Raw genomic sequence first — 24045 nt, 5'->3', positions numbered from 1 at the left:
AATGCCATTGCGCCAGACCGACCGCCCCTCGTCGATGCAGACTTTCGCACACCGTTCCCGACACGCGAGCGCGCGCCGCCAGCGCGGCGCGACGGCCGTGCTGGCGGCGGTGTGGATTGGCACGGCTGTCGCGGCGCTCGGTGTGCTCGACGTCGGCGATGTCTTTCTGGTGCGCCGCCAGTTGCAGCAGGCAGCCGACATGGCCGCCGTCGCGGGCGCGCAGACCATCGGCATGGCGGGCGGCTGCGCGGGCGCAACGCTTTCCGCGCAGCAGGCGGCGGCGCGCAACGGCTATGCGGGGGATGCTCCCGTCAGCGTCGCCTGCGGCAGATGGACGACGGCGAGCGGGCCTGCGCAATTCGACACGTCGGGTGCGACGCCGCTCAATGCCGTGCAGGTGACGGCCACCCAAAGCGTGAAGCATTTCTTCATCGGACCCGCGCGCGATGTGCAGGCCGTCGCGACCGCGAAGGCAACGGATACGGCGTCGTTCTCGCTGTCGACGAATCTGGCTTCGCTGTCGGGCGGCGCGATCAACGGATTGATGAGCGCGTTGCTCGGCGCGAACGTGTCGCTCGATGTCGCGACGTGGCAGGCGCTCGCATCGACGAACGTGCGGCTCGGCGATCTCGCCGCGCAAATCGGCGTCGCGTCGATCGACGAACTGCTGAACGCGAAAGCGTCGGTGCCGGATCTCGCCGGCGCAATGGTCAGCGTGCTCAGCCGGAACCAAGCCGCGAGTGCCAGCGTGACGTCCGCGCTGACGGCGATTCAGGCGGCGGCGAGCGGCGGCGCGAAGATCGCATTGGGCGACGGCGGCACAGCCGCGCCCGGATTGCTGGCGATCGGTCTTGCCGATAGGCAGGCGGCCGCCTCGGCGGCGATCAGCGCGCTCGATGCCTTGATCGTCGCCGCGGAACTCGCGCACGGCACGTCGGCGCTCGATCTCGGCGCGGCGCTCAATCCGTCGGCGATGGCGGGCATGACGTTGCCTGTGAGGCTGACCGCGAAGGCCGCGATCCTGCAAGCGCCCGTGATCGCCGTCGGCGAGGCGGGCATGGACGGCAGCGGTGCCTGGCGCACGAGCGCGCACGCCGCGCAGGTGCGGGTGTATCTCGATCTGAATCTGACCATTCCGCTGCTCGCGACCATCGACCTTCCGCTTTATGTCGAAGGCGCGAACGGCACGGCTGCCCTGACGCAGACGCAGTGCGCGGCTTCGAAGGCCGCGAGCACGAGCACGATACGCGTCATGCAGACGGGCGTGGCGAGCGCATGCATCGGCGGGGATGCCGCGTCGAAACTGACCAATACGACGAACGTTGCGCAATGCCAGCAGCCCGCGAAAGTGGCGAGCCTGGTGGGATCGCTGGTCGAGGTTTATGCGGGCACGGGCACGCCTTCGTCGGGACTCAATGTCGCGTTGCAGAGCCAGGCACCCGAGACGCTCATGTTCAACGGCGCCGCAGGCGACGGCGACGACACGCAGGGCGGCAATGCGAACGCGCTCGGCTCCGAATCGGGCGGGCTGCTCGGACAACTGATCTCGCAACTGCCGACCCGGGTTTATCTGACGCTCGCCGGCGTGCCTTTGACGGCGGGGCAGGCGCTTGCATACCAGCCGAGCGTGCAATCGCTCGCCGATACGCTGCAACCCATTCTGGGCAGCCTCGACACCGTGCTGGTGCCGCTGCTGCAACTACTCGGCGTGCAGGTCGGCGTGAGCACCGTCCATGCGATCTCGCTGTCGTGCAGCGACGCGCAACTCGTCGACTAACAGGAAACGGCCATCCAATGAAATCCTGCTTATGAGAGCCACCACGAAAATCGAGGAACTGGACCTGTACGTCTGGGAGGGCAAGGCCGATATCGTCGATCGCGTCGCGCGCTGCATGGCGAGCTTCGAAGTCGAAGTGATCCGCGCCGACGATGTCGCGATCTCGCTGGAGCGCACGTCGGCGCGGCCGTCGCTTGCGCTCATCAGCGTGTCGGTGATCGATACGGCGGGCTTCGCCGTGCGCGACCTGCAGGCGACGCACGGCATGCCCGTGATCTGGGTCGGCGCCGCGCCGCGCGACCACGACCCGGCAATGTATCCCGCCGAGTACTCGCACGTGCTGCCCCTCGACTTCACTTGCGCCGAACTGCGCAGCATGGTGACGAAGCTGGTCGTGCAACTGCGCGCGCATTCCGCGCAGACGCTGGAGCCGAGTGCGCTCGTCGCGAACTCCGAATGCATGCAGGCGCTGCTGCACGAAGTCGACACGTTCGCCGACTGCGAGACGAGCGTGCTCGTGCATGGCGAAACGGGGGTCGGCAAGGAGCGCATCGCGCAACTGCTGCACGAGAAACATTCGCGGTATGGGCGCGGGCCGTTCATCGCCGTGAATTGCGGCGCGATTCCCGACGGGCTCTTCGAGTCGCTGTTCTTCGGACATTCGAAAGGGTCGTTCACAGGCGCCGTCGGCGCGCACAAGGGCTATTTCGAACAGGCCGATGGCGGCACGCTGTTTCTCGACGAGATCGGCGACCTGCCGCTGTACCAGCAGGTGAAGCTGCTGCGCGTGCTCGAGGATAGCGCCGTCACGCGCATCGGCTCGGCGACGCCCGTGAAGCTCGACTTCCGGCTCGTCGCGGCGACCAACCGGCACCTGCCGCAACTCGTGAAGGACGGCACGTTTCGCGCGGATCTGTACTACCGGCTCGCCGTGATCGAACTGAAAATTCCGTCGCTGGAAGAGCGGGGCGCGGTCGACAAGATCGCCATCTTCAAGGCGTTCATCGCCTCCGTGGTCGGGGCCGAGCGTCTCGCGTCGCTGCCCGATATTCCGTACTGGCTCGCGGACGCCGTCGCCGACACGTACTTTCCCGGCAACGTGCGCGAGCTGCGCAACCTGGCCGAACGGATCGGCGTGACGGTGCGGCAGATCGGCGCGTGGGATGCGGCCCGGCTGCACCGGCTGCTTGCGGTGGCGCGCAGCAGTCAGCCCGTGCCCGCCGAGAGCGCGGCGGAAGTGCTCGTCGATCGCAGCAAGTGGGATATGGCCGAGCGCAGCCGCGTGCTCGCCGCGCTCGATGCGAACAGCTGGCGCCGCCAGGACACGGCGCAATACCTCGGTATCAGCCGCAAGGTGCTGTGGGAAAAGATGCGTAAGTACCAAATTTTCGACGAGGAACCCGAAACTCGTGAAAGTGAGTAATAATTGAACGGTTTTGCAAAACTAAAACACGACACGAGCAGAAATTACATGGACCAGAAGTCGAAAGTTCGACACATCGTGATGTCGGCAATGATCGTTTTCGGGGGCGTTCAAGGGGTCTACGCGCAGAGTTCCGCCGGCAACGGCACGGACGACGCAGCGAGTGTGATCGCTGCGCAGACCACGCCTGCTGCTGCTCCCGTCGATGCGGCCAGTCAAACGATTGCGCTCACGCCGGACGAGGCGAAGCAGTCGGCGGCGGGCAATGTCGCGGAACTGCAACAGAAGATTCACGGCACCGATATCACCGAACTGCGCACGACCTACAACGGCAGCTACGGTGCGAGCCTGTTGTTCTATGGCAAGGACATGACGTACTACGTCGCGCTCTTCCAGCAGAAGAACTTCTGGCGCGTGATCAAGACGCAGGACGAAACGCGCGCCGAGCAGATCTACCGCGACTTCGCGCGCCAGACAGCGCAGCTGTCCGATGTCGAGATCCGCCGCACCAAGCTCGAAGCGCAGAAGGCGTACACCGATCGCCTCGTCGCGCTGTCGCAGGAGCGCGCGAACCGTCTGCAGGCCGACCTGAACATCGCGCACCAGCAGCAGACCATCGTCAACAGCATGCAGCAGCAGACCCGTGCCGAAGCGGCTGCGCTTGCGCAGCAGAAGGCGCAGTCGCAGGAGCAGTTGCGCGCGGCGCAGCGCCAGGTGCGCGATCTGCAGCGCCAGCTCGAAAGCGGTTTGCCAGTGCACTGACGTTGCGCGAGCCGCGCCGGCCTTCACGGTTTCGCGGCTCGCCTTGTCTGTTTGAGCAGACCCGCGCCACGCGTCCGGCCATGCGTGTGTTCGTTCGTCTGCGCCGCCGCGAGGCGTTTGCGTCGACGTACGCAGCGATAGCAACGTGAGCCGTGCATCCGCGCACGGCGCACGCGTCGTCGCTCACACGGCCGTCTCTATCCACCCGCGCGCGCGTAGCGTCCGCGCGGATGGCATATCTCGCCCCGCAAGTGCCTTCCTTAGCGCGACTTCTTCTGCTTGCCTTGACGGTTATCGTCGTCGTCCTCGTCGGGATCGACCGCGATCGGGTCGCTGGCGGGAAAGGTCTCGTCGAGCGCTTCGTCCAGGCGTTCGTCGCTGGACGGATGTGTGTCGGGGGCCTTCGGGTTGGGGTGTTTCGAAGTGGACATGACGGGCTCCGCTACATAGATTGAAGTCAGCATAACGCAACCAGGCCGTCGCAGTCGCCTGGGCCAATGGCATAGGTCAAATGCACGTGGACAGCACGCGGCGTGGCGCGAATCGCACACGGACCCGCGACTCAGGTTGAAGATCGCGAAAGCATGTTGTAGGTTCCATGCAGGCCAATGGAATTTCTCGCGGGATCGTTCGTTATAACGGTGTCACACGACGCTGGCGCGTACGAAAGCGCCGGGCGCGGCTGGCTTACGAGGGCGACCATGCAACCGAACGGATATGGCAGCGGACAGCGCTTGAACGCGTCACATGTTGTCGAGTCGGAACTGGAGCATCTGGAGTGGGCAATGCGTCAGCCGATGGTGCGTCTGCTGAACGCGCGCTACTGGCAGCGACGGGTGCTCGAAGTGAAGTGCGGGTATGAACTGACTGCCCAGCAGGGCGTGCGGATCGAGAAGATGCTCAAGCAGCTGGCCAGTCGTCCCGGCTAGCCAGCCGCCCGTGTTGCGATGCAGGCGCGCCCGGTGCGCGCCTCATTCTGCCGTGAAGCCTGTCCGGCTCGCGGCCTTATTCAGTGCCGCCGCCGTTGTTACCCTGATCGCTACCATTGTTGCCCGCGCCGTACAGGCGTCTGCGGCGGGTGACGACCACGGGAGCGTCCGACGACGAAGACCGGTCCGACGGCCCTTGCGATGCACCATACGACTCACGCGGCTCGCGCGGTTCCCGGGGCTCGCGGTGTTCGCGCGAGCCGTGCGGGCCACGCGCGGAATGTTCGCCATGCGACGGCCGTCCTGCGCGCGGCGCGGGGCGTGTGCCCGTGTCGAGCTGGATCGTGGAAATGGCGCGCTTGTAGATGCCTTGCAGCCCGACAGGCGTGCGCAGCATCACCAGATACTGGTCGAACGACTCGATGCAGCCCGTCAGGCGAATGCCGTTGACGAGGTAAATCTCGACGCGCTTACGTTCTTTGCGCGCTGCGTTCATAAAGTCGTTTTGCGGATGCGATTCTGCGGAAGGCATGGACAATTGTGTGTAGAGAAACGGTTGTTCGCCGTGATTTTACCCGTTGTCGCTTTGTGGCGACATGATGGTTCCAGAGGTCGAACTGGGTTGACGACCACTATAACCACTTGTGGGCGCGGAAGCATCCTTAAAAGATCAAGTGTAACGTTGAGTTACCAAATCAATGCGGCGCTATGCGCGCCAGCCAACGTTCACAGGCGGACGAGGGCGCCCGGCGGCGTCGGCACGCACGCTCGTTCGAGACGACAGATGCCGCCATCGGCGCAGGCGGCGGAATAAAACGCCGGCCGCGAGCGTTTATCGGTCAGGCATCGCACGAAAGCCGCGAAGCCGTGAGACGGCAGGACGGACGCATCAGCAGCACGCATCGGCAATGGGCGTCCGTCTCTGCAGAAAGTTTCCTCAACTGTCCAATGGGTCACCGGTGTCGCGTCATTTGTCGCTCGCGCGCGTGCCGCCGGATCAACGCATGGCCACGCGATACGTCGCGCCTGGCCGTGCAGGAGGTTTTACATGAAAGTGTCCAGACTGGTATCGGCTGTATTCGTTGTGCTCGCGCTCGGGGTGGCGTCGCTCTCGCTGAGCGCATGTCAAGCCATGGGCGATGGAAGCTCGGGTGCGAGCAGCAGCGGCACGAGCGGCAGCAGTGGCGGCTATTGACGATGCCTGTGCCCGCATGACGGCGCGCGCCGGGTGAACTTCGAGGCCGAAGTGATTTCGTGGCTCCCGCAGTTGCGGCGCTATGCGCGCGCGCTGACGGGCGACCCTGCTTGGGCGGACGATCTCGTTCAGGATACGGCCGAGCGCGCGCTCGCGCGCTGGAAGGGCTTCCGCCCCGACAGCAATCTGCGCGCGTGGCTGCTGACCATCCTGCGGCACCTGTATATCGACCAGTTGCGCGTGCGCCGCGAAATCGCCGTCGACGACGAGAGTGCGCCATGGCGCAATCTCGAAGCGCCGCGCGGCGAAGTCGACGGTCTGGTGTTGCGCGATGTGCAGCGCGCGCTTTATTGTCTGCCCGTCGAGCAGCGCGAGGTGATGTTGCTGGTTTGCGTGGAGGAGTTGAGCTATCAGGAGGCGTCTGCGGCGCTCGGCGTGCCGATCGGCACGGTGATGTCGCGGCTGTCTCGCGCCCGCGAGCATATGCGGGCATTGTTGACGGAAGGGCCTGTCCACAAGTCGCCGTCGCTGAAAGTGGTGAAGGCCAGGTGAGAAGCGCGCAATGAACAACGACGAAAACACTACCGGTTCCGCGAACGCGCCTGATCTGCGCGCGCTGTCGGCATTCGTCGACGGCGAGTTGTCAGAGCGCGAGCGCGAGGCCGTGCGCGAGCATCTGGCGCGCGACCCGCAGGCATCCGCGCAGGTCGCGTCGTGGCGCGCGCAGAAGGCCGCGCTGCAGGCGCTGTGCGGCGCGCCCGAACGCGAGGAGCCGCCGTTCATCGTGCTGCGCGCGCGCATTCCGTGGTGGCGCCGCGTGGCCGTCGCCGCGTGCTGGCTCGCCGTCGGCGCGGGGCTGGCGCTTGCGCTCGGCCCGCTGGTGCCGCGCCTGGGAGGCGGCGGCAATGGCGACGTGATGTCGTTCGCGCGGCGCGCGGATATCGCGTATGCCGTCTATACGCCGGAGCGCCGTCATCCCGTCGAGGTGGCGGCCGCCGAGGAAGAGCATCTGATCAACTGGCTGTCGAAGCGCCTGAACCGCCACCTGTCCGTGCCGTCGCTCCAGGAGTACGGCTATACGCTCGTCGGCGGACGGCTGTTGCCGGGCGAGGCAGGCCCCGCCGCGCAATTCATGTACGAGAACCAGGGCGGCGCGCGGCTCACGCTCTACGTGACGGGTATTCCGAAAGACGAGACCGCGTTCCGGCTGTTCCGCGACGGCAACCGTCGCACCTTCTACTGGATCAGCGACCGCATGGGCTACGCGTTGTCCGGCCCGATCGAGGAAGACAAGCTGCGCTCGATTGCGATCGAAGTGTGCGGCGAACTCGGCGGCCGTCCGGAGACGTGGCAGTAATCGTCGCGCCGCAGCGTCGTTCCACGTGCCGGAAACATCGCGTAACACGATCCGCGCCGCCGCTTCCCGTGCGGCAGGAATAGCGCCTTGTGCACAAGCGTTTAAGTTGTGCAGGCGCGTGATTTTTCGCTCACGGCTGATCTGCAGCGGCCATTGGCCGCGCGTCCTGCAAGGCGAATCGAGGGCGTCTTCACGGCGACGGCACACGAACGTGCCGCAACGCCGCACCGTCGGGCAGGACACATCATGCGTACTTTGTTTGGACTCGGCGCGGCGCTGTGCGTGTGCGCCGGATGCGCGGTGCCGGCTTCACCGCCCGTTGCCGCGCAAGAGCCGCTCAACGATCAGACGACATGCCGCAACATCGTCGGCCAGGCGGAGATCGACGGCACGACGCAGCAGATCAGCGGGCTCGCTTGCCAGCAGCCGGACGGGACATGGCAAATCCAGCAGGGCGGCGACGCGGCCGCCGTCGTCTATCCGATTCCCGCCTATCCTTACTATGACCCGTGGTATTGGGGGCCGCCTGTCGCCGTGGGCTTCGGCGCGTCGTTCGTGTTCGTCGACCGGTTCCATCATTTCCATCACATGAACCACGTGCACTGGGGGCGGCCGGGCGGCGGATTCCACGGAACGGGCGGCATGCACGGCTGGGGCGGCGGGCACACATGGGGCGGTGGGCACACATGGGGCGGCATGGGTGGCATGGGCGGCGGGCATCGGCGTTGACCTTGCGCGATGCGTGTCGCGCGAACGCCTCGCGTCGACGACCAGTAATGAACAAACGCTAACGGGCGACAGCCGGCAACCCAGCCAGCCAATACCGCTTCGACACGACGAGGGCACACCTTGACACGCATCCTGCCGCCGGACATTTCCGCCGCGACGTTCGACCGCGCGCTCACCGCCTTCGAGGCGATCGTCGGCGCCACCCAGGTCGCGTCGTCGCCAGCGAGCCTTGCGCCCTATGCCGATCCGTTCGCGCCGGGCTCGCTGGCTGCATCGTTCGTGCCGTCGGCTGCGCTGCTGCCTGCGAGCGTCGATGAGATCCGCGCTATTCTGCGCGTCGCGAACGAGTACCGCATTCCGCTCTGGACGGTGTCCACAGGGCGCAACTTTGCGTATGGCGGCGCGGCACCGCGTTTGCCGGGATCGGTGGTGCTCGATCTGCAGCGGATGAACCGGATTCTCGCCGTCGACGAGCCGCTCGCCTATGCGCTCGTCGAACCCGGCGTCAGCTACTTCGATCTGCATCATCATCTGCGCGAGCGCGGCTACAAGCTGTGGGTCGATCCGCCCGCAGCGGGCTGGGGCAGCATTATCGGCAACACGCTCGAACGCGGCTTCGGCACGACGAACTACGGCGATCACGCAGCGGCGCAATGCGGGATGGAAGTGATGCTCGCGAATGGCGAACTCGTGCGAACGGGCATGGGCGGGATCGAGATCGGCACGTCGTGGCAGGCGTTCAGGCATGGCTACGGGCCGTCGTTCGATCCGATGTTCATGCAGTCGAACTATGGCATCGTCACGAAGATGGGCGTCTGGCTGATGCCCGCGCCGAGCGCGTATCTGCTGGGCGAAATCCAGTTTCAGCGCGACGACGATCTGGAAGCGGTCGTCGAGACGCTGCGGCCGTTGCGGCTGAACGGCACGATCGGCAATCAGGCGGTGATCGAAGGCGCGCTGCGGCGGGCGGCGGGCATCGGGCCACGCTCTCAGTGGTATCAGGGCATGGGCGTGATGCCGGAGAGCGCGATCGCGTCGATGACCGAGGCGCTCAAAATTGGCCGCTGGAATCTGCATTACGCGCTCTACGGCGATCGCGAAGTGATCGAAGTGCAAGAGCGGCTCGTGCGGCGCGCATTCGGCCGCATTCCGGGTGCGCGGATGCTGTCGAAGACCTACGACGGCAACGCGGAGCCGGAGGCGGGCGGCGATCGTAACCTCGCCGGCATTCCGGGCATGACGGCGTTCCGCATGCTCGACTGGCGCGGCGGCAGTGGCGCGCATGTCGACTTTTCGCCCGTCTGTCCGGCAACAGGGCGCGACGCGATGCGCCAGTATTCGATGGCGAAGGCGCGCGCCAACGAATATGGCTTCGACTACTACGGCGGCTTCACGTCGGGCGAGCGGCATCTGCATCACATCGCCGCGGCGATCTTCGACAAAAGCGACGCGCGGCAAAGCGAACTGGCCGGCGACCTGCTGCGCGCGTGGATGAGCGACGCGCACGGCGCGGGTTACGGCGAGTACCGCTCGCATCTGGTCTACATGGACTTCGCGGCGGCGCGCTACAGCTTCAACGACGGCGCCATGCTGCGGCTGTCGGAGACGATCAAGGACGCGCTCGATCCGATGGGTATCCTGTCGCCGGGCAAGCAGGGCATCTGGCCAAAGGCGTTTCGCAACTGGCGCGGATACACATGACCACGAGCATGGGGACATGACATGCAGCGGCGCACATTCATCGCAGCGGGCGCGTGGCTGTCGGCGGCGCCGGCTTTTGGGATGCCGTGGCTTCGTCTGGACGGGATGCGCGCCGATCTCGCGCTGATCGACACGGCGCTGCCCGAATCCGCGGCGCTGAGCGATCACGCCGCGCGCATGCGTCTGCCCGTTTTCGATGTGAGCGCCGCGCCGCACGCCGATATCGCCGCGCTCTGGTACGACACGCTCGCGCCGCGCATGCTGCATCCGGGCGGACGGCTGACGCTCGTCGGTCTCACGCGCGCCGCCGACTTCTTCGTGCTCGCGCGCCTTGCGCTGCCACCCGCCGCGCCGATCACGCACGCGCGCAGCGTGCCACAGCACGCATCGGTCGCATTCGCGCTGACCGCCTGATCAGAACCGGTAGTCGGGGTTTTTCGGATCGAACGCCATGTCGTCGAAGGTTTTCGGCGTGATCGTCAGGAACACGATGCGTTCGAAAATCTGGCCGTCGTTGCCGTACGATTCGGCCGTCCGGAAATAGGGATGCCGCAGATCGAGGCCGAGTACTTCCTTTTTCGCGTAGTACTCGGGCTGACCCGTCGGCGTTTCATAGGTGAAGGCAATGACGCGCACGCCGCCGACCGTTCGCACGTCGATGCTGGCAGGCCGCGTGATCCCCACATTGGCGAACTTCCGGCCTTCGTCGAGAAACTGCTGCGCGATGAACTCGGTGCCCAGATCGCGCACGCGATGGTTCGACTGCGAGCGCGCCAGCGTGCCGTTGATCGACGTCCATAGCGGGATGATGTTGAAGATGCCGCCGAGATGGCCGTACATCTCGTCGGCGCGCTTCGACTCGTCGTAGATGATTTCCTGACCCGAATGCGGGCCGTCGGGCAGCCACCGCGCGTAGATGCGCAGCGGCTCGCGCGTGAGCCGCACGAGCATGTGATCGGGCCGGCGCGGCCAGATGCCGCGAATGCGCTCCTGGCGCAGCATCGTGAACTCGTACGACGGGTAGCCGTTCGGCCCTTCCTCGATATAGCGCGGCACTGTGAGCGGATCGAACGATTCGAACAACGCGACGAGCTGCGCGTCGTCCATCTGCTCGAGCGCGCCGCTTTGCGCGGCGTTGCGCAGCCATTTGACCTGCTGCTCCAGCGGCAGCTTCGCGGCATTCGCGACGGCCTCGCTCGCGCCCAGCGCGATCTGGGGGGCGACATGCGCGGCGAGCGCGGCGGCATCGTTCTGCGCTGCGGCGGCGCCCGCGATGAACACGCAGGCCAGCTGCGCGACGACCAGCGATATCCAGCGCGAGCCATAAAGTGAGCCACAGCGCGAGCCGAAGCGCGGCCACCAGCGGGCGAGCTTTTCCACCAACTCCGGGTGACGCATGAATCGCTCCCAAAAGCGCGGAAGGCTTCGCCGTTGCTACGCGGTCAGGCGCGCGAAACCGTCACGAGGTTGTCTGCTTTGCCAGCTCCTGATCGCGCAGCTCGCGCCGCAGAATCTTGCCGACATTCGTTTGCGGAAGCTCGTCGCGGAACTCGACGACCTTCGGTACCTTGTAGCCCGTCAGATTCTTGCGGCAATGCGCGATCACCTGTTCCTCGGTGAGCGAAGGGTTGCGCCGTACGACGAACACTTTCACGCGTTCACCCTGCGCGACGTCGGGAATGCCGATCGCGGCCACTTCGCGCACGTCGGGGTGCATCGCGATCACGTCTTCGATCTCGTTGGGATACACATTAAAACCCGACACAAGAATCATGTCTTTCTTGCGGTCGATCAGCCGGATATAGCCGCGCGAATCCATCACGCCGATATCGCCTGTCGCGAGCCAGCCGTCGTCGTCGAGCACCTTGGCGGTTTCCTCGGGACGGTTCCAGTAGCCTTTCATCACCTGCGGACCTTGTACGCACAGCTCGCCCGGTTCGCCGATATTCGCCCAGCTGCCGTCGTCCTTGCGAAAGCGCACCTGAGTGGACGGCGCGGGCAGGCCGATCGAGCCGTCGAACTCCCGCATGCGCTTGAGATCGACCGGGTTCATCGAGACGATCGGCGAGCACTCGGTCAGCCCGTAGCCTTCGATGATCGGCTTGCCCGTCACCTCGCGGAAACGGTCGGCCACGGCTTTTTGCATCGCCATGCCGCCTGCCATCGCGAGCTTGAGCTTCGAGAAATCGCGGTGACGGAATTCTTCGTTGTCGAGGAACGCGTTGTAGAGCGTGTTGACGGCTGTGATGCCCGTGAAGGTTTCGTGCCGCAGAATCTTCATCACCATCTTGATGTCGCGCGGGTTCGCGATCAGGATGTTGCGCCCGCCCAGTCCCATGAAGATCATCGCGTTCACGGTCAGCGAGTAGATGTGATAGAGCGGCAGCGGGGTGAGCACCGTTTCGATCTCGTCGGTCAACTGGCCTTCCGCCCAGACCTTCGCCTGCAGCAGATTCGCGACCATGTTCCGGTGCGTGAGCATCGCGCCTTTCGCGACGCCCGTCGTGCCGCCCGTGTATTGCAGGAACGCGAGGTCGGTAGGGGAGATCTGCACGGGCGCGAGCGTGCGCCGGTAGCCCGTTGCGAGTGCATCCAGCAACGGCACGGCTTGCGGCAGGTTGTACGCGGGCACCAGTTTCTTCACGTGGCGCAGAATGAAGTTGATCAGCTTGCCTTTCAGATTGAGACCGTCCTTGAGCAGATCACCTAAGCCCGTGACGATCACGTTCTGCACGCGCGTGCCGGGCAGCGAGTCTTCGACAGTCTTCGCGAAGTTCTCGAACACGATGATGGTCTGCGCGGCGCTGTCCTTCAGTTGATGCGACAGTTCGCGCACCGTATAGAGCGGATTCACGTTGACGACAACCGCGCCCGCTTTCAGCACGCCGAATAGCGCGACGGGATACTGGAAGGTATTCGGCAGCATGATCGCGACGCGGTCGCCGGGCTTCACGCCGATGCTCTGCAGATACGCGCCGAACGCGGTCGCCTTGCGCGCCAGTTCGGCGTACGTGAGACTTTCGCCGACGCTCACATAGGCGACGCGCTCGCGAAAGCGCGTCGTGCATTCGTCGAAGAACTCGACGAGCGACGCATACTGTGACACGTCGATCTCGCGCGGCACATCGGGCGCATACGACGCATACCAGATGCCGTCGGTGTTCGGCGCGCGCTGCGCTTGCGTCGGTTGTGTCGGTTGCGTCTGAGATTGCATCTGCGTCTGCGTTTGCGTTGATTGCGATGTGGTCGGCTCGGTCATGGCGATGTCTCCCGGAGTGCCAGCTTTGTCGTTGTATGTGTCGTGTGCATGAATCGTTCGGGTGCGGATGGCGCGCGATTCTACCGTTCCAGAATCGCGACCACACCCTGGCCGCCCGCCGCGCAGATCGAAATCAGCCCGCGCGCCGTGCCCGCCGGCTTGTCGAGCTGCGCGAGCAGCTTTGCGAGTCCGGCGACGATGCGTCCGCCCGTGGCGGCGAACGGATGGCCCGTCGCGAGCGATCCGCCGTTCACGTTCATTTTCGCGCGATCGATGGTTCCCAGCGCGCATTCGAGTCCCAGTTGCGTGCGGCAGTACTCATCGTCCTCCCAGGCGGCGAGCGTGCAGAGCACCTGCGCCGCGAACGCCTCGTGAATTTCGTAGAAGTCGAAATCCTGCAACGTCAGGCCCGCGCGTTTCAACATGCGCGGCACGGCGTACGCAGGCGCCATCAGCAAGCCTTCTTTCTTGTCGAAGAAATCGACGGCGGCCGTCTCGTGCCAGCTGAGCCACGCCAGCACGGGAAGGCCGCGCGCCGCCGCCCATGCCTCGCTGGCGAGCAGCACGGCCGATGCGCCGTCCGTCAGCGGCGTCGAGTTGCCCGCCGTCATCGTGCCCGCGTCGCGGTCGAACACGGGTTTCAACGTAGCCAGCTTCTCCAGCGTCAGGTCGCTGCGCAGGTTGTTGTCGCGTGCGAGACCGCGAAAGGGCGTCATCAGGTCGTTCAGAAAGCCGCGCGCGTAGGCTTCCGTCAGCTTGCGGTGGCTATCGTAGGCGAGCACGTCTTGTGCCTCGCGCGAAATACCCCAGCGCTTGGCCATCAGCTCGCAGTGCTCGCCCATCGACAGCCCCGTGCGCGGCTCGCTATTGCGCGGCAAAAGCGGCTTGAAGAACATGCCGGGGCGCAGCTTGGCGAGCGCGCTGACGCGCTGCCCCGCCGACTTGCCGCGGTTCGCTTCGAGCAGGATCTTGCGCAGCCGTTCGTTGACGCCGATGGGCGCGTCCGAGGTTGTATCGGCGCCGCCCGCAATGCCCGCGTCGATCTGGCCGAGCGCGATCTTGTTGGCCACCAGAATCGCCGCTTCGAGGCCCGTGCCGCATGCCTGTTGCACGTCATATGCGGGCGTTTCCTTTGCGAGCGTGGTCGACAGCACGGCTTCGCGCGTCAGGTTGTAGTCGCGCGAATGCTTGATGACGGCGCCCGCCGCGACTTCGCCGAGGCGCTCGCCATGCAGGTTGTAACGGTCGATCAGACCTTGCAGCGCGAAAGTCAGCATGTCCTGGTTCGACGCCGTCGCGTAGGCCGTGTTCGAGCGCGCGAACGGGATGCGGTTGCCGCCCACTATCGCGACGCGGCGCGCGGCGGGAAGCGGGTGGGATGGTGGATGTGACGGGTCAGGCATCGAGTGGCTCCCTGGGAGTGTCCGTCTGCTGGACGGATCGGATCGTGCATGCAGCGCCCGGCACCTGCTTGAAACGGATCAGGCCGGGCATGGATTCCAACGTCGGATGCAGGCCGTGCAGCGGGGCGCGCACGGCGCGCGTCATTGCAGGTTCCACTGGAAGCGGCCGCGCAGGTGCGGCTTGCCGCCTTCGGGATCGCGTACTTCGAACTCGCGCGCAGTGGGCGAGGGCGATGCCGTCCACAGCGACGCTTCGCCGGGCAGCAGCATCGGCAGCTTGAATTCGCCTGCGAGCGTTGCATCGGCGAGGCGCCTGGGCGGTTGCAGTGCCGCCGCCGTGCGTGCCAGCGTCCACATGCCGTGCGCGATCGCGCGCGGAAAGCCGAACGCTTTGGCCGAGAGCATCGACAGATGGATCGGATTGAAGTCGCCCGATGCCTTCGCGTAGTCGCGGCCCAGTTGCGACGGAAGCTGCCAGCGCGCCGCGCGCGCGAGCGTGTCGCCTGCCGTCTCCAGCGGCGCGAGCGGATCGCCGCTCGCCGCGACGCCGCGCTTCAGATACACGCTGTCGCCGTCCCAGACGGCTTCGCCGCGCCGGTAGACGCGCGTCTGCAGCACGAACGCCTGGCCCTTGTCGTGGCGCAGGCGCGCGCCGAATTCGACTTCGACGCGCAAGGTGTCGTCGAACGACAGCGGGCGGCGCATGTGCACGCTGTTCGCCAGATGGACGAGGCCGAGCGCCGACCACGGAAACGCGGGCTCCGTCAGCAACATTAGATGCAGCGGGAACGCCAGCAGATGCGGAAACGTGAACGGAATGCCCTGCTCGGGGAAAAAGCCGCACACCCGCGCATAGCGCTCGATCGCGACGGAATCGAGCGATACGGCGGGCCGCACCAGCCGGAGCAGCGGCAGATCGCTCGGGCGGTTGCGCTGGAAGCCCTTGACGACGCCCGTCAGCGCCCGCGCATACAGGTTCGCGGGTTTGGGCAGTTCCGGCAGCACGATCGTTTTCAGGCGCGGCGCGCCGAACACCGAACTGGAGTCGTAGAACGCCATGACGGTCACGCTCCTATCAGGCTTTGTCCGCACACCCGCACGACCTGGCCTGTCACGCCCGCCGAGCCGGGATGCGCGAGCCAGGCGATGGTCTGGGCGACGTCGGCGGGCTGGCCGCCCTGGCTCATCGAATTCATCCGCCGGCCCGCTTCGCGCAGCGCGAGCGGCATTTTCGCGGTCATCTGCGTTTCGATGAAGCCGGGCGCGACTGCGTTGATCGTGATGCGACGCGCGGCCAGATACGGCGCCATGCCCTGCACGCGGCCGATCACGCCCGCTTTCGATGCCGCGTAGTTGGTCTGTCCCAGGTTGCCCGCGATACCGCTGATCGAAGATACGCAGATAATGCGCCCGCCGTCGCGCAGCGTGCCTGCTTCGAGCAGCGCGTCGTCGATGCGTTCCTGCGCCGACAGATTGATGTCGATCACGCTGCGCCACGCCGCTTCCGTCATCTTCGCGATGGTTTTGTCTTTCGTGATGCCCGCGTTGTGCACGAACACGTCGACGCCGAGTTCGTCGAGCGCCGCGGCGATCTGCGCGGGCGTTTCCGGCGCGGCGATGTCGAGCGCGAGCGCCGTGCCGCCGAGCTGGCGCAGGGTGGCGTCGAGCGCTTGCGTGGCGCTGGGAATGTCGATGCCGATCACGTGCGCGCCCTGGCTCGCGAGCACGTTCGCGATCGCCGCGCCGATGCCGCGCGCCGCGCCCGTCACGACGGCGCGCTGGCCGGCGAGCGGCTGGGTCCAGTCGAAGTACTGGCCTAAGTTCTGGCCCAAGTTCTGGCCGAAGTTCGGCGCGATGCCGCCGGCCGCCGCGCCGATCCGCACGACCTGGCCCGACACGTACGCCGAACGCGGCGACAGAAAGAAGCGCAGCGTCGATTCGATGCCGCTTTCGGCCCCTTGCGACACATAAATCAGATTGGCCGCGATGCCGCGACGCGCTTCCTTGCCGAGCGAGCGCGTCATGCCTTCGAGCGCGCGTTGCGCCGTCCACTGGCGCGGGCTCGCGCACGCTTCGGGCGGGCGGCCGAGCACGACGATCCGGCCGCATGTGTCGAGCGAGCGCACTGCGTCATGAAAGAACGTGTAGAGCGATTCCAGTTGCGCGCTGCTTTCGATGCCGCTCGCATCGAACACGAGCGCCTTGACGCGCGCCTGCGAGCCGGCTGCGGGATCGGCGGGCTCGAAGCGGCCCGTCATCAGTCCGTGGCGGTTCGCGAGCGGCACCCACAGGCCCGCGCTGGCATGCGCGACGCTCGTCATGCCGATATGCGCGACCACGTCGGCGAGCGCGTCGAGCAGTTGCGGCGCGGGCCCCGCGCCGACGGCGACGATGCCGTCGAATTCCGGCGCATCGGCGCGGTAGCGGCGCAGTACCTCGGGCTTCGGCAAACCGAGCGAGCGCGCGACCCGCGCGCCCAGCGGCGAATTGACGAAGTTCAGGTAGGAATCATTCACGTTATTGGCTCCTGGCCCCCGGACGGGCGGATGAACGACAGTGTGCACGGAGCGCGTGACTTGCCGCAAGCTGGGGGACGGATTTGCGGGGGCGGGCGTCTGCGGCATGTTGCGGTGCGTTGCACGATGCGGGCTCTGTCATGTGCCAGCCGCGCCGCAACTGGACGCTTCAGCCTGACCGGTCAGGTTTCGATCGCGCGCACGGGAAGACGCAGCGCGGCGATCTTGCCGTACGCGTCTGCGCTGGCCCGCAAACCCCATTTTTCGAAGAATGGACGCAGATCGTTGCCGGATACCGTGCACATCGCCACCACGAACTGGTCGACCCTGTTTGCCTCCGATACGTCGTCAGGCAAAGGATGCTCGCGGTAATACCGGAACAGCCGGGTGAAAAGATCCCAGCCGTAGGCGCGCTTCAGTTGATCGAACATCACGAGCCGCACGAACGCGAGGCCGTCGTACTCGCCGTCCACGTCCGATACATAGTCGCGCGACGCACGGGCGAGATAGTCGCGCGCACGTTCGCGAGGCGTGATGCCGTCATGTTCGGGCACGTCCAGCCGGTTGGGCTCGCCCATCTTTTCCTGCACATACAGCGAGAACAGGTTGACGGAGACTTCGGCCAGCGTGTCCCATGTCCAGGAGTTCTGCTGGTGCGTATGTCCGACCTCATGCCAGATGGACCACTCCCTGCGCAGACGCGCCGGGTCGGTGAGGTCGGCGGTGTTGTCCGCGAACATGCCGATGAACTGGTCGGTGGCATACATGTACACCCCTTTTCTTTCCTTCGGTGAGGTGCGGAAGTCGACCACGAGGTGTGCGCGCAGTGGTGTGCGCGCGTCGGCCGGTGTTGCGCCGTCGAATCCTGCCAGTGTGTCCTGCATCGCGAGCACCTGCCCGATCGTCGCCAGGGTGGCGGAGGGATCGGCGATGGGATCGCGCCGGAACACGTCGCGTGGCAACGTGATCATGCTTTGCTGGCCGACCAGTTGAACGAACGGCGCGTCCGCGTAGCGATCCAGTTGCGCCCGCCAGTCGCCCATGCTCGTGCGGCCTTGCACGAAGAGGGGCAACGGCTTGCCATCCGCGATCGATACCTCGACTTCAGTCGACATGGCGGGCCTGCCGGCCGGCGCGGTGATCGTGATGAACAGCGGGCCGTTCTGGCTGGCGACGAACCGGTTGTTGCCGTTGCGCAGGCGGGCGGTCTGCTGATCCCGTGACGACTTTCCGATCATGCGGCGGAAGCCGACCATCGCGCGCGCACGATACCCGCCGGGCATGCCGCCGACGTTCACGCGCACGGTCTCGCCCTTGCGCACGTAGCGACCCGTGGGTTGCTGATCCGACAGCTCCATGATCGTGTTCATGCGTTTCATCTCGGCTTCGGCCGAGGGCAGCGGCGTGAATGAATAGCGTCCCGACTGGTTGTCGAAGTGGGCAGCCGACGCTGCCGAGGCGAGAAAGGCAAGGCTGACAAGCGTTGGAATCCTTAGCATCTATGCGTCCCTTCTTCGAGTTGCTGCGGGGGAATACTAACGGATCGAGAGCGAAAGAAGGGCGTTGGCCGGCCGCCCCCCCCCTGCGGCAGCCGTCAAACGATGCGCGGTGAATCGAGCAGATGGGTCAGGCGGCCAGTTCCATTGCCTTGTCGAGGGCTTCCTTGCGCCGTTGCAGGTCGGCGAGCAGGCCGAAGTCGGCGGGAAAGTCGTCGACCTTCACGACCTCGGCGCCGTAGCGCGCGTAGTCGTCGAGCACCTTGCGCTCGTCTTCGTCGATCAGCCCGCGCTGCTGCGCCGCCTCCGTCCATTCGGCGAGATCGGCGAGGCTTTGCGGAATCGGCGCGAGGCGGCCATGTTTGATCGCTTCGCGCAAGCGCTGTTCGATCTGCGCGACCTGCGGCGTCAGCGCGAACGCCAGCTCGCCGTAGCCGATCGCGTCGACGCTGGCGTGCGGCACATACGAATCCGCGAGCAGACGGTCGCGCGTGTCGCCCGGCGTCTGCATCAGTGCAGCGATGGTGCTGCCGAGCGCATCGGACGGCGCGCGATGCGGCAGGCCGAACGGAAACGCGAGCATCCGCACGAGGCCCGCGGCGAAGCGGTTCGGATAGTTTTGCAGGACGCCGTCGAGGGCGGTTTGCGCGCGATACAGCGCATCTTCGACACCCCATTGCACGAGCGCCAGATCGCTGCCGTGACGGCCTTCGTCTTCGTAACGCTTGAGCGTCGCGGAGATCAGATAGAGCTGCGACAGCACGTCGCCCAGACGTGCCGAGATACGCTCGCGGCGCTTCAATTCGCCGCCGAGCACGAGCATCGACACGTCGGCGAGCAGCGCGAAGACGGTCGAAAGGCGAGTGGCCGCGCGGTAGTAGCGCACGAGCGGCGCGTGCGCGCGCTGCGGCTTCGCGATCAGCACGCCGCCCGTCAAGCCGTGCACGAGGCTGCGCACTGCGTTCGACAGCGTGAAGCTCATATGGCCGAAGAACGCGTCGTCGAAATCGCGCAGCGCCTTCGCGCGGTCGGGCTCGCGCGTCGCGGCCATTTCCTTGAGCACGTACGGATGGCAGCGGATCGCGCCCTGGCCGAAGATGATCAGGCAGCGCGTGAGGATATTCGCGCCTTCGACGGTGATCGAAATCGGCACCTGCTGGTACGCGCGCGCGAGAAAGTTCGACGGCCCCATGCAGATGCCTTTGCCCGCGACGACGTCCATGCCGTCATCGATCACTTCGCGGTTGCGTTCGGTGATGTGGTACTTCGAGATCGCCGAAATCACCGACGGTTTCTCGCCGAGATCGACGGCCTGCGCGGACAGGCGGCGCGCGGCGTCCATCACGTAGAGGTTGCCGCCCATGCGGCCGAGCGCTTCCTGCACGCCCTCGAACTTGCCGATCGCCGTGCGGAACTGGCGCCGCACGGCCGCATACGCGCCCACGCCGCGCACCGCGATTTTCGACATGCCCACATTCGACGACGGCAGTGAAATCGCGCGGCCCGCCGCGAGGCATTCCATCAGCATGCGCCAGCCGTTGCCAACCTGCGCGCGTCCGCCGATCACCCAGTCGAGCGGAATGAACACGTCGTTGCCCCAGTTCGGGCCGTTCTGGAACACGGCATTGAGCGGCCAGTGACGGCGGCCGATGTTCACGCCGGGGTGGCGGGTCGGAATCAGCGCGCAGGTGATGCCCGGCTCGTCGTCGTTGCCAAGCAGATGGTCGGGATCGAGCGCGCGGAACGCGAGACCGAGCACCGTCGCGATCGGGCCGAGCGTGATGTAGCGCTTGCTCCACGTGACGCGAAAGCCGAGCGTCTCGCGCCCCTCGAACGTGCTCTTGCAGACGATGCCGACATCGGGAATCGCGGCCGCGTCCGAGCCTGCGTAAGGGCTCGTCAGCGCGAAGCAGGGGATCTCGTCGCCGCGCGCGAGACGCGGCAGATAGTGATTCTTCTGCGCGTCGGTGCCGTAGTGCAGCAGCAGTTCGGCGGGGCCGAGCGAGTTCGGCACCATCACGGAGACGGCGGCCGCCGAGCAGCGCGTCGCGAGCTTCATGATGACCTGCGAGTGCGCGTAGGCGCCAAAGCCTTTGCCGCCGTACTGCTTCGGAATGATCATCCCGAGAAAGCCTTTGTCCTTGACGAATTGCCACGCTTGCGGCGACAGGTCCTGCCAGATGGCCGTCGTTTCCCAGTCGTTCGCGAGATCGCAGAGTTGCTCGCATTCGTTGTCCAGGAATGCCTGTTCCTCGACGGACAGCGTGGCCGGGCCATAGCCGAGCAGCGTGTCCCAATGCGGGCGCCCGGAGAACAGCGAGGCGTCCCACCAGACCGTGCCCGCTTCGATCGCGTCGCGCTCGGTCGGCGACATGTCGGGCAGGATCTTGCGGAACAGGTCGAGCACCCGCGCGCTGAGCCACGCGCGGCGGAGCGGTTTGAGCGTCAGCACGAGCGCGGGAAGGACCAGCACGATCGACAGCAGGATCGTCGCCGTCGTGCCCGCTGCGCGCGTCACGAAGGCAGCGGCGACCCACGCGACGAGGAACGCGAGCCACCACGAGGCCCGTGCCTGCCCATAGACGAGCGCCGCGGCGGCGACGATCAGCGCAACGATGAACCACGTCATGGCGATCCCTCCTTTTCGTTTTTTCAGGGCGAGCGCGGCTTGCGGTACATGGCCGGCTCGCGATGTCTTCGGGTTGTCTGGTGCGGGGCGGACGCCCGCTCTTATCCTTCGCAGCCTGTGTGCCCGCCGCACCGAGCGGCGCGTCTAATGCGGTTCAGGCCAGGCGTTGCCTCGTTCGATGCGAAGCGCAGACACCTGGAACGGTGCCTGCGCGCGTGCTGCAGCGGGTGTCAGCCGTGCGTCGCGTAGTGCGCGCCGTAATCGCGGGTGTCGGCAGGACGGTCGGCTTGCGCCGGTTGCGCCGGTTGCGCGAAGGACCCCAGGCCGGAGCGGTGGACCGCATCGGTCGATGGGTGCGGCTGCGATGCTTGCGGCGCAGATGGCGTCTGCGGCTCCGAGGCCGCCTGCGCTCCATCTTGCGCCGCCTGCCGAACCGCATCGCACGCGATGTCGGCGCTGCCCGCATCGCCGAGCACGGAGGCGAACACGGCGAGCTGGCTCGCATCGGGCAGCGGCGCCTTCAGCGCGGACACGATCAGCGACGCGAGCCGCGCGATCAGTTGCAGGTCGTTCATCGACTTGCCTTGCGAGAACTCGCTGATCAGGCTGTCGGTATCGGCGCCCGCCAGCACGCCGGAGAGTGCGCCGATCGCGAAGTGCAGCCGCCAGCCGAGTTCCTCGCGCGGCAGATGCGGCAGCGCGCGCTGGAACGCATCGAAAAAGCGCACGGAGACGCTCGCGTAGTGCGCGTTGAGGAAGTCGCGGATGAACGGCGACGGATCGGTGTACGCGCGGCCCAGCAGCCGCAGGAACGCCTTGCCGCCGATCCGCGTGTCGCGCGAGACGCGCAGCGCTGGAATGAACATCGCGCCCAGCACGTGCTCGCAGGTCAGGCGCGTGCCGAGCATCGCGTCGAAACGGTCGAGCAGCTTGACGCGCTCCTGGTTCAGCAGATCGAGGCGGCGCGCCAGCATGGCGTGCATCAGCGCTTCCTTGCTGCCGAAGTGGTAATTCACGGCGGCCAGATTGACCTCCGCCTTCGACGTGATCTGCCGCAGCGACATCGCTTCATAACCGCATTCGATGAAGAGCGTCTCTGCCGCATCGAGGATGCGCGCCTTCGTGTCGCCGGCGTGGCGGCTCGTCGTCCGTGTTGTCATGTTGTGTCTCCCTGTGTGGGCGGAGTTTGCGCTTCAGCGCCTGACTCCCGCCCATCGAAACAATCGATTCAAATTGGAATTTGAAACGTGCGTTCTTTTTCAGGATAAGAATGCAGTCGGTGATCGGGCAAGAGGCGAGTGTCGATAAACCCCTCTAAAAGTGTCCGACCGCGCGTGCCCTCGCAGACGACGCGGACAAAAAAGGCCGCTCCGAAACGAATCGGAGCGGCCTCGTATCTGCTGCATTGGCCCGGGCGCCGTGGCGCCCTGATGTTGGATGTGCGGTGCGTGCGCTCAGTGTACCGTCGCCGCGACCTGTTGGGCGGATTGTGTCATATCTACGCCGCGCCGTTCGCGGCTGAACAGGATGAAGACGGCGATCACGACAGCGACGATGCCGATCACCGTCGCCATCACGCTCGCGTAGTCGTTGCCGTGCGCTTCGGCGATGCCCGCCTGGAGCGGTCCGTTCACCGACGCGATGAGGTTGCCCAGCTGGTACACGAGGCCAGGAAAGGTCGCGCGAATTTCATCGGGCGAGATTTCGTTCAGATGCACGGGAATCACGCCCCATGCGCCTTGCACCGAAATCTGCATCAGGAATGCGCCCGCTGCGAGCAGCACGGGCGTCGACGAGAACGCCCACAGCGGCAGCACGGGCAGCGCGATCAGCGCGGCGATGCAGATGGCGCGTTTGCGGCCGATCCGCTCCGACAGCGCGCCGAAGAACAGGCCGCCGCAGATCGCGCCGATGTTCAGCACGATCGTGATCCATTGCACGGTATGGGCGTCGTGGTGGTGCTGCACGCGCAGGAAGGTCGGATACAGATCCTGCGAGCCGTGCGAGAAGAAGTTGAACGCCGTCATCAGGATGATGGCGTAGACGGACAGTTTCCAGTTCTGCTTGAGTGTGGCCACGAGTCCGGGGCGCGCCTTCTTCTCGAGCGTCTTGAACGCGGGCGATTCGGGCACGTGCGCGCGGATGTACAGCACGAGCAGGGCGGGCAACACGCCGACGAAGAACATGCCGCGCCAGCCGATGTACTGGTACAGCTGCCCGAACACGAGGCCCGCGAGCAGATAGCCGCTCGGATAGCCCGCCTGCAGCAGGCCGGAGACGAAGCCGCGTGCCTTGGGCGGCACGGTTTCCATCGTCAGCGCGCCGCCGACGCCCCATTCGCCGCCCATCGCGATGCCGAACAGGGCGCGCAGCACGAGTAGCGTGGTGAGATTCGGCGAGAGGCCGGACAACAGTTCGAGCAGCGAAAAGCACGCGATATTGACCATCAGCGTGGGGCGGCGGCCGAACTTGTCGGCGAGGTAGCCGAAGATGAGCGCGCCGACGGGCCGCATCATCAGGGTCAACATGATGGCGAACGAAACCGATTTGATGTCGGTGCCGAATTCACTGGCGATATCTTTCAGGACGAAAACCATCAGAAAGAAATCGAATGCGTCGAGAGTCCAGCCTAAATATGCCGCGATCGTGACGTTTCTCTGTTCCCGAGTCCAGCTCATTTCAATTGTTCTCCTGTCGATCGGAGTTGGCGTTTTGGCGCTTACTCTGATTCATGCAACGTGGTTGCGGTCTCCAATTCGTGCCATTCAATTGGCGAAAGACCTGGAATGGCACGGCATGCCCGTAACTAAAGGCTGCGACGAGTGTACGCCGACCGTTAAGCGGCTGCATGAAACAGCCTGGCTTTGTC

At 65.7% G+C, this 24045-nt stretch carries 22 protein-coding genes; 10 read left to right on the top strand and 12 right to left on the bottom strand.

Annotation, left to right across the window (positions count from 1 at the left end):
- Nucleotide 1: 1 nt before the first annotated feature.
- The 3 genes from C2L66_RS09350 to C2L66_RS09340 are packed head-to-tail and all read left to right on the top strand — an operon-like array spanning nt 2 to nt 3962.
- On the top strand, nt 2-1777 hold the full coding sequence (locus tag C2L66_RS09350) for a TadG family pilus assembly protein (RefSeq protein ID WP_063803355.1): 1776 nt from the start codon (nt 2-4) through the stop codon (nt 1775-1777).
- 31 nt (nt 1778-1808) lie between these two features.
- On the top strand, nt 1809-3200 hold the full coding sequence (locus tag C2L66_RS09345) for a sigma 54-interacting transcriptional regulator (protein ID WP_054930288.1): 1392 nt from the start codon (nt 1809-1811) through the stop codon (nt 3198-3200).
- Nucleotides 3201-3248: 48 nt separating this feature from the next.
- Nucleotides 3249-3962: a DUF2968 domain-containing protein gene (locus C2L66_RS09340; protein ID WP_054930289.1), complete on the top strand. Its 714-nt coding sequence runs from the start codon at nt 3249-3251 to the stop codon at nt 3960-3962.
- Between the two features lie 260 nt (nt 3963-4222).
- Here C2L66_RS09340 and C2L66_RS41210 read toward each other — a convergent pair whose 3' ends face one another.
- Entirely contained in the window at nt 4223-4393 is a 171-nt protein-coding gene (locus C2L66_RS41210; protein ID WP_167352344.1) for a hypothetical protein, read from the bottom strand.
- Between the two features lie 270 nt (nt 4394-4663).
- Between C2L66_RS41210 and C2L66_RS09330 the strand changes: the two genes are divergently transcribed.
- Nucleotides 4664-4891, top strand: coding sequence for a hypothetical protein (locus tag C2L66_RS09330; RefSeq protein WP_060602628.1), 228 nt, complete (start codon nt 4664-4666; stop codon nt 4889-4891).
- Between the two features lie 76 nt (nt 4892-4967).
- Here the strand turns inward: C2L66_RS09330 and hfq are convergent, their stop codons facing one another.
- On the bottom strand, nt 4968-5423 hold the full coding sequence (hfq, locus tag C2L66_RS09325; RefSeq protein WP_054930290.1) for an RNA chaperone Hfq: 456 nt from the start codon (nt 5421-5423) through the stop codon (nt 4968-4970).
- A gap of 516 nt (nt 5424-5939) precedes the next feature.
- Here hfq and C2L66_RS41205 point away from each other — a divergent pair.
- The 6 genes from C2L66_RS41205 (at nt 5940) to C2L66_RS09300 (ending at nt 10287) form a co-directional block, all read left to right on the top strand.
- The gene (locus C2L66_RS41205) at nt 5940-6086 is read left to right on the top strand and encodes a hypothetical protein (protein WP_167352345.1); all 147 of its coding nucleotides are present in this window, start codon (nt 5940-5942) and stop codon (nt 6084-6086) included.
- A gap of 33 nt (nt 6087-6119) precedes the next feature.
- Nucleotides 6120-6638 carry a sigma-70 family RNA polymerase sigma factor gene (locus C2L66_RS09320; protein ID WP_036004697.1) on the top strand — a complete coding sequence of 173 codons (519 nt, stop codon included), beginning with the start codon at nt 6120-6122 and terminating at the stop codon, nt 6636-6638.
- A 10-nt stretch (nt 6639-6648) separates the two neighbouring features.
- Nucleotides 6649-7443 carry an anti-sigma factor family protein gene (locus C2L66_RS09315; protein ID WP_060600424.1) on the top strand — a complete coding sequence of 265 codons (795 nt, stop codon included), beginning with the start codon at nt 6649-6651 and terminating at the stop codon, nt 7441-7443.
- A gap of 246 nt (nt 7444-7689) precedes the next feature.
- Nucleotides 7690-8172: a hypothetical protein gene (locus C2L66_RS09310; RefSeq protein ID WP_060602631.1), complete on the top strand. Its 483-nt coding sequence runs from the start codon at nt 7690-7692 to the stop codon at nt 8170-8172.
- Nucleotides 8173-8292: 120 nt separating this feature from the next.
- Complete coding sequence (locus tag C2L66_RS09305) at nt 8293-9873, top strand: FAD-binding oxidoreductase (RefSeq protein ID WP_060600427.1); 1581 nt, start codon at nt 8293-8295, stop codon at nt 9871-9873.
- Between the two features lie 21 nt (nt 9874-9894).
- Nucleotides 9895-10287, top strand: a complete 393-nt coding sequence (locus C2L66_RS09300; protein ID WP_060600429.1) for a hypothetical protein — start codon at nt 9895-9897, stop codon at nt 10285-10287.
- On the opposite strand, the gene C2L66_RS09295 is transcribed toward C2L66_RS09300, so the two are convergent.
- The 10 genes from C2L66_RS09295 to C2L66_RS09255 form a co-directional block, all read right to left on the bottom strand.
- Nucleotides 10288-11271 (bottom strand): DUF1571 domain-containing protein, encoded by a 984-nt coding sequence (locus C2L66_RS09295; RefSeq protein WP_060600430.1) that lies wholly within the window; start codon nt 11269-11271, stop codon nt 10288-10290. It lies immediately after the preceding gene.
- A gap of 61 nt (nt 11272-11332) precedes the next feature.
- Nucleotides 11333-13132 (bottom strand): AMP-binding protein, encoded by a 1800-nt coding sequence (locus C2L66_RS09290; RefSeq protein ID WP_060600432.1) that lies wholly within the window; start codon nt 13130-13132, stop codon nt 11333-11335.
- Between the two features lie 80 nt (nt 13133-13212).
- On the bottom strand, nt 13213-14535 hold the full coding sequence (locus tag C2L66_RS09285; protein WP_060600434.1) for an acetyl-CoA C-acetyltransferase: 1323 nt from the start codon (nt 14533-14535) through the stop codon (nt 13213-13215).
- On the bottom strand, nt 14528-14680 hold the full coding sequence (locus C2L66_RS40595) for a hypothetical protein (RefSeq protein ID WP_156516595.1): 153 nt from the start codon (nt 14678-14680) through the stop codon (nt 14528-14530). Before C2L66_RS40595 ends, C2L66_RS09285 begins: the two co-directional genes overlap by 8 nt.
- Nucleotides 14677-15594 carry a MaoC/PaaZ C-terminal domain-containing protein gene (locus tag C2L66_RS09280; RefSeq protein WP_060600436.1) on the bottom strand — a complete coding sequence of 306 codons (918 nt, stop codon included), beginning with the start codon at nt 15592-15594 and terminating at the stop codon, nt 14677-14679. Before C2L66_RS09280 ends, C2L66_RS40595 begins: the two co-directional genes overlap by 4 nt.
- A 5-nt stretch (nt 15595-15599) precedes the next feature.
- Nucleotides 15600-17051, bottom strand: coding sequence for a 3-oxoacyl-ACP reductase (locus C2L66_RS09275; RefSeq protein ID WP_060600438.1), 1452 nt, complete (start codon nt 17049-17051; stop codon nt 15600-15602).
- A gap of 182 nt (nt 17052-17233) precedes the next feature.
- Nucleotides 17234-18550 (bottom strand): M60 family metallopeptidase, encoded by a 1317-nt coding sequence (locus C2L66_RS09270; RefSeq protein WP_082433780.1) that lies wholly within the window; start codon nt 18548-18550, stop codon nt 17234-17236.
- Between the two features lie 127 nt (nt 18551-18677).
- On the bottom strand, nt 18678-21176 hold the full coding sequence (locus tag C2L66_RS09265; protein ID WP_060600440.1) for an acyl-CoA dehydrogenase: 2499 nt from the start codon (nt 21174-21176) through the stop codon (nt 18678-18680).
- Nucleotides 21177-21406: 230 nt separating this feature from the next.
- Nucleotides 21407-22336: a TetR/AcrR family transcriptional regulator gene (locus C2L66_RS09260; RefSeq protein ID WP_060600441.1), complete on the bottom strand. Its 930-nt coding sequence runs from the start codon at nt 22334-22336 to the stop codon at nt 21407-21409.
- A gap of 294 nt (nt 22337-22630) precedes the next feature.
- Nucleotides 22631-23854 carry an MFS transporter gene (locus C2L66_RS09255; RefSeq protein WP_060600443.1) on the bottom strand — a complete coding sequence of 408 codons (1224 nt, stop codon included), beginning with the start codon at nt 23852-23854 and terminating at the stop codon, nt 22631-22633.
- Between the last annotated feature and the right edge of the window lie 191 nt (nt 23855-24045).

It is taken from the genome of Paraburkholderia caribensis (genome assembly GCF_002902945.1).
Taxonomy (GTDB): domain Bacteria; phylum Pseudomonadota; class Gammaproteobacteria; order Burkholderiales; family Burkholderiaceae; genus Paraburkholderia; species Paraburkholderia caribensis.
This window is presented reverse-complemented; position numbering and strand designations above follow the sequence as displayed.

Excerpts from the sequence above, each read along its gene's own strand:
- C2L66_RS09290 (WP_060600432.1), bottom strand. The coding sequence starts at position 13,132 with ATGACCGAGCCGACCACATCGCAATCAACGCAAACGCAGACGCAGATG.
- C2L66_RS09295 (WP_060600430.1), bottom strand. The coding sequence starts at position 11,271 with ATGCGTCACCCGGAGTTGGTGGAAAAGCTCGCCCGCTGGTGGCCGCGC.
- C2L66_RS09255 (WP_060600443.1), bottom strand. The coding sequence starts at position 23,854 with ATGAGCTGGACTCGGGAACAGAGAAACGTCACGATCGCGGCATATTTA.
- C2L66_RS09350 (WP_063803355.1), top strand. The coding sequence starts at position 2 with ATGCCATTGCGCCAGACCGACCGCCCCTCGTCGATGCAGACTTTCGCA.
- C2L66_RS09340 (WP_054930289.1), top strand. The coding sequence starts at position 3,249 with ATGGACCAGAAGTCGAAAGTTCGACACATCGTGATGTCGGCAATGATC.
- C2L66_RS09310 (WP_060602631.1), top strand. The coding sequence starts at position 7,690 with ATGCGTACTTTGTTTGGACTCGGCGCGGCGCTGTGCGTGTGCGCCGGA.
- hfq (WP_054930290.1), bottom strand. The coding sequence starts at position 5,423 with ATGCCTTCCGCAGAATCGCATCCGCAAAACGACTTTATGAACGCAGCG.
- C2L66_RS09315 (WP_060600424.1), top strand. The coding sequence starts at position 6,649 with ATGAACAACGACGAAAACACTACCGGTTCCGCGAACGCGCCTGATCTG.
- C2L66_RS09280 (WP_060600436.1), bottom strand. The coding sequence starts at position 15,594 with ATGGCGTTCTACGACTCCAGTTCGGTGTTCGGCGCGCCGCGCCTGAAA.
- C2L66_RS09285 (WP_060600434.1), bottom strand. The coding sequence starts at position 14,535 with ATGCCTGACCCGTCACATCCACCATCCCACCCGCTTCCCGCCGCGCGC.
- C2L66_RS40595 (WP_156516595.1), bottom strand. The coding sequence starts at position 14,680 with ATGACGCGCGCCGTGCGCGCCCCGCTGCACGGCCTGCATCCGACGTTG.
- C2L66_RS09265 (WP_060600440.1), bottom strand. The coding sequence starts at position 21,176 with ATGACGTGGTTCATCGTTGCGCTGATCGTCGCCGCCGCGGCGCTCGTC.
- C2L66_RS41210 (WP_167352344.1), bottom strand. The coding sequence starts at position 4,393 with ATGTCCACTTCGAAACACCCCAACCCGAAGGCCCCCGACACACATCCG.
- C2L66_RS09270 (WP_082433780.1), bottom strand. The coding sequence starts at position 18,550 with ATGCTAAGGATTCCAACGCTTGTCAGCCTTGCCTTTCTCGCCTCGGCA.
- C2L66_RS41205 (WP_167352345.1), top strand. The coding sequence starts at position 5,940 with ATGAAAGTGTCCAGACTGGTATCGGCTGTATTCGTTGTGCTCGCGCTC.
- C2L66_RS09260 (WP_060600441.1), bottom strand. The coding sequence starts at position 22,336 with ATGACAACACGGACGACGAGCCGCCACGCCGGCGACACGAAGGCGCGC.
- C2L66_RS09300 (WP_060600429.1), top strand. The coding sequence starts at position 9,895 with ATGCAGCGGCGCACATTCATCGCAGCGGGCGCGTGGCTGTCGGCGGCG.
- C2L66_RS09330 (WP_060602628.1), top strand. The coding sequence starts at position 4,664 with ATGCAACCGAACGGATATGGCAGCGGACAGCGCTTGAACGCGTCACAT.
- C2L66_RS09345 (WP_054930288.1), top strand. The coding sequence starts at position 1,809 with ATGAGAGCCACCACGAAAATCGAGGAACTGGACCTGTACGTCTGGGAG.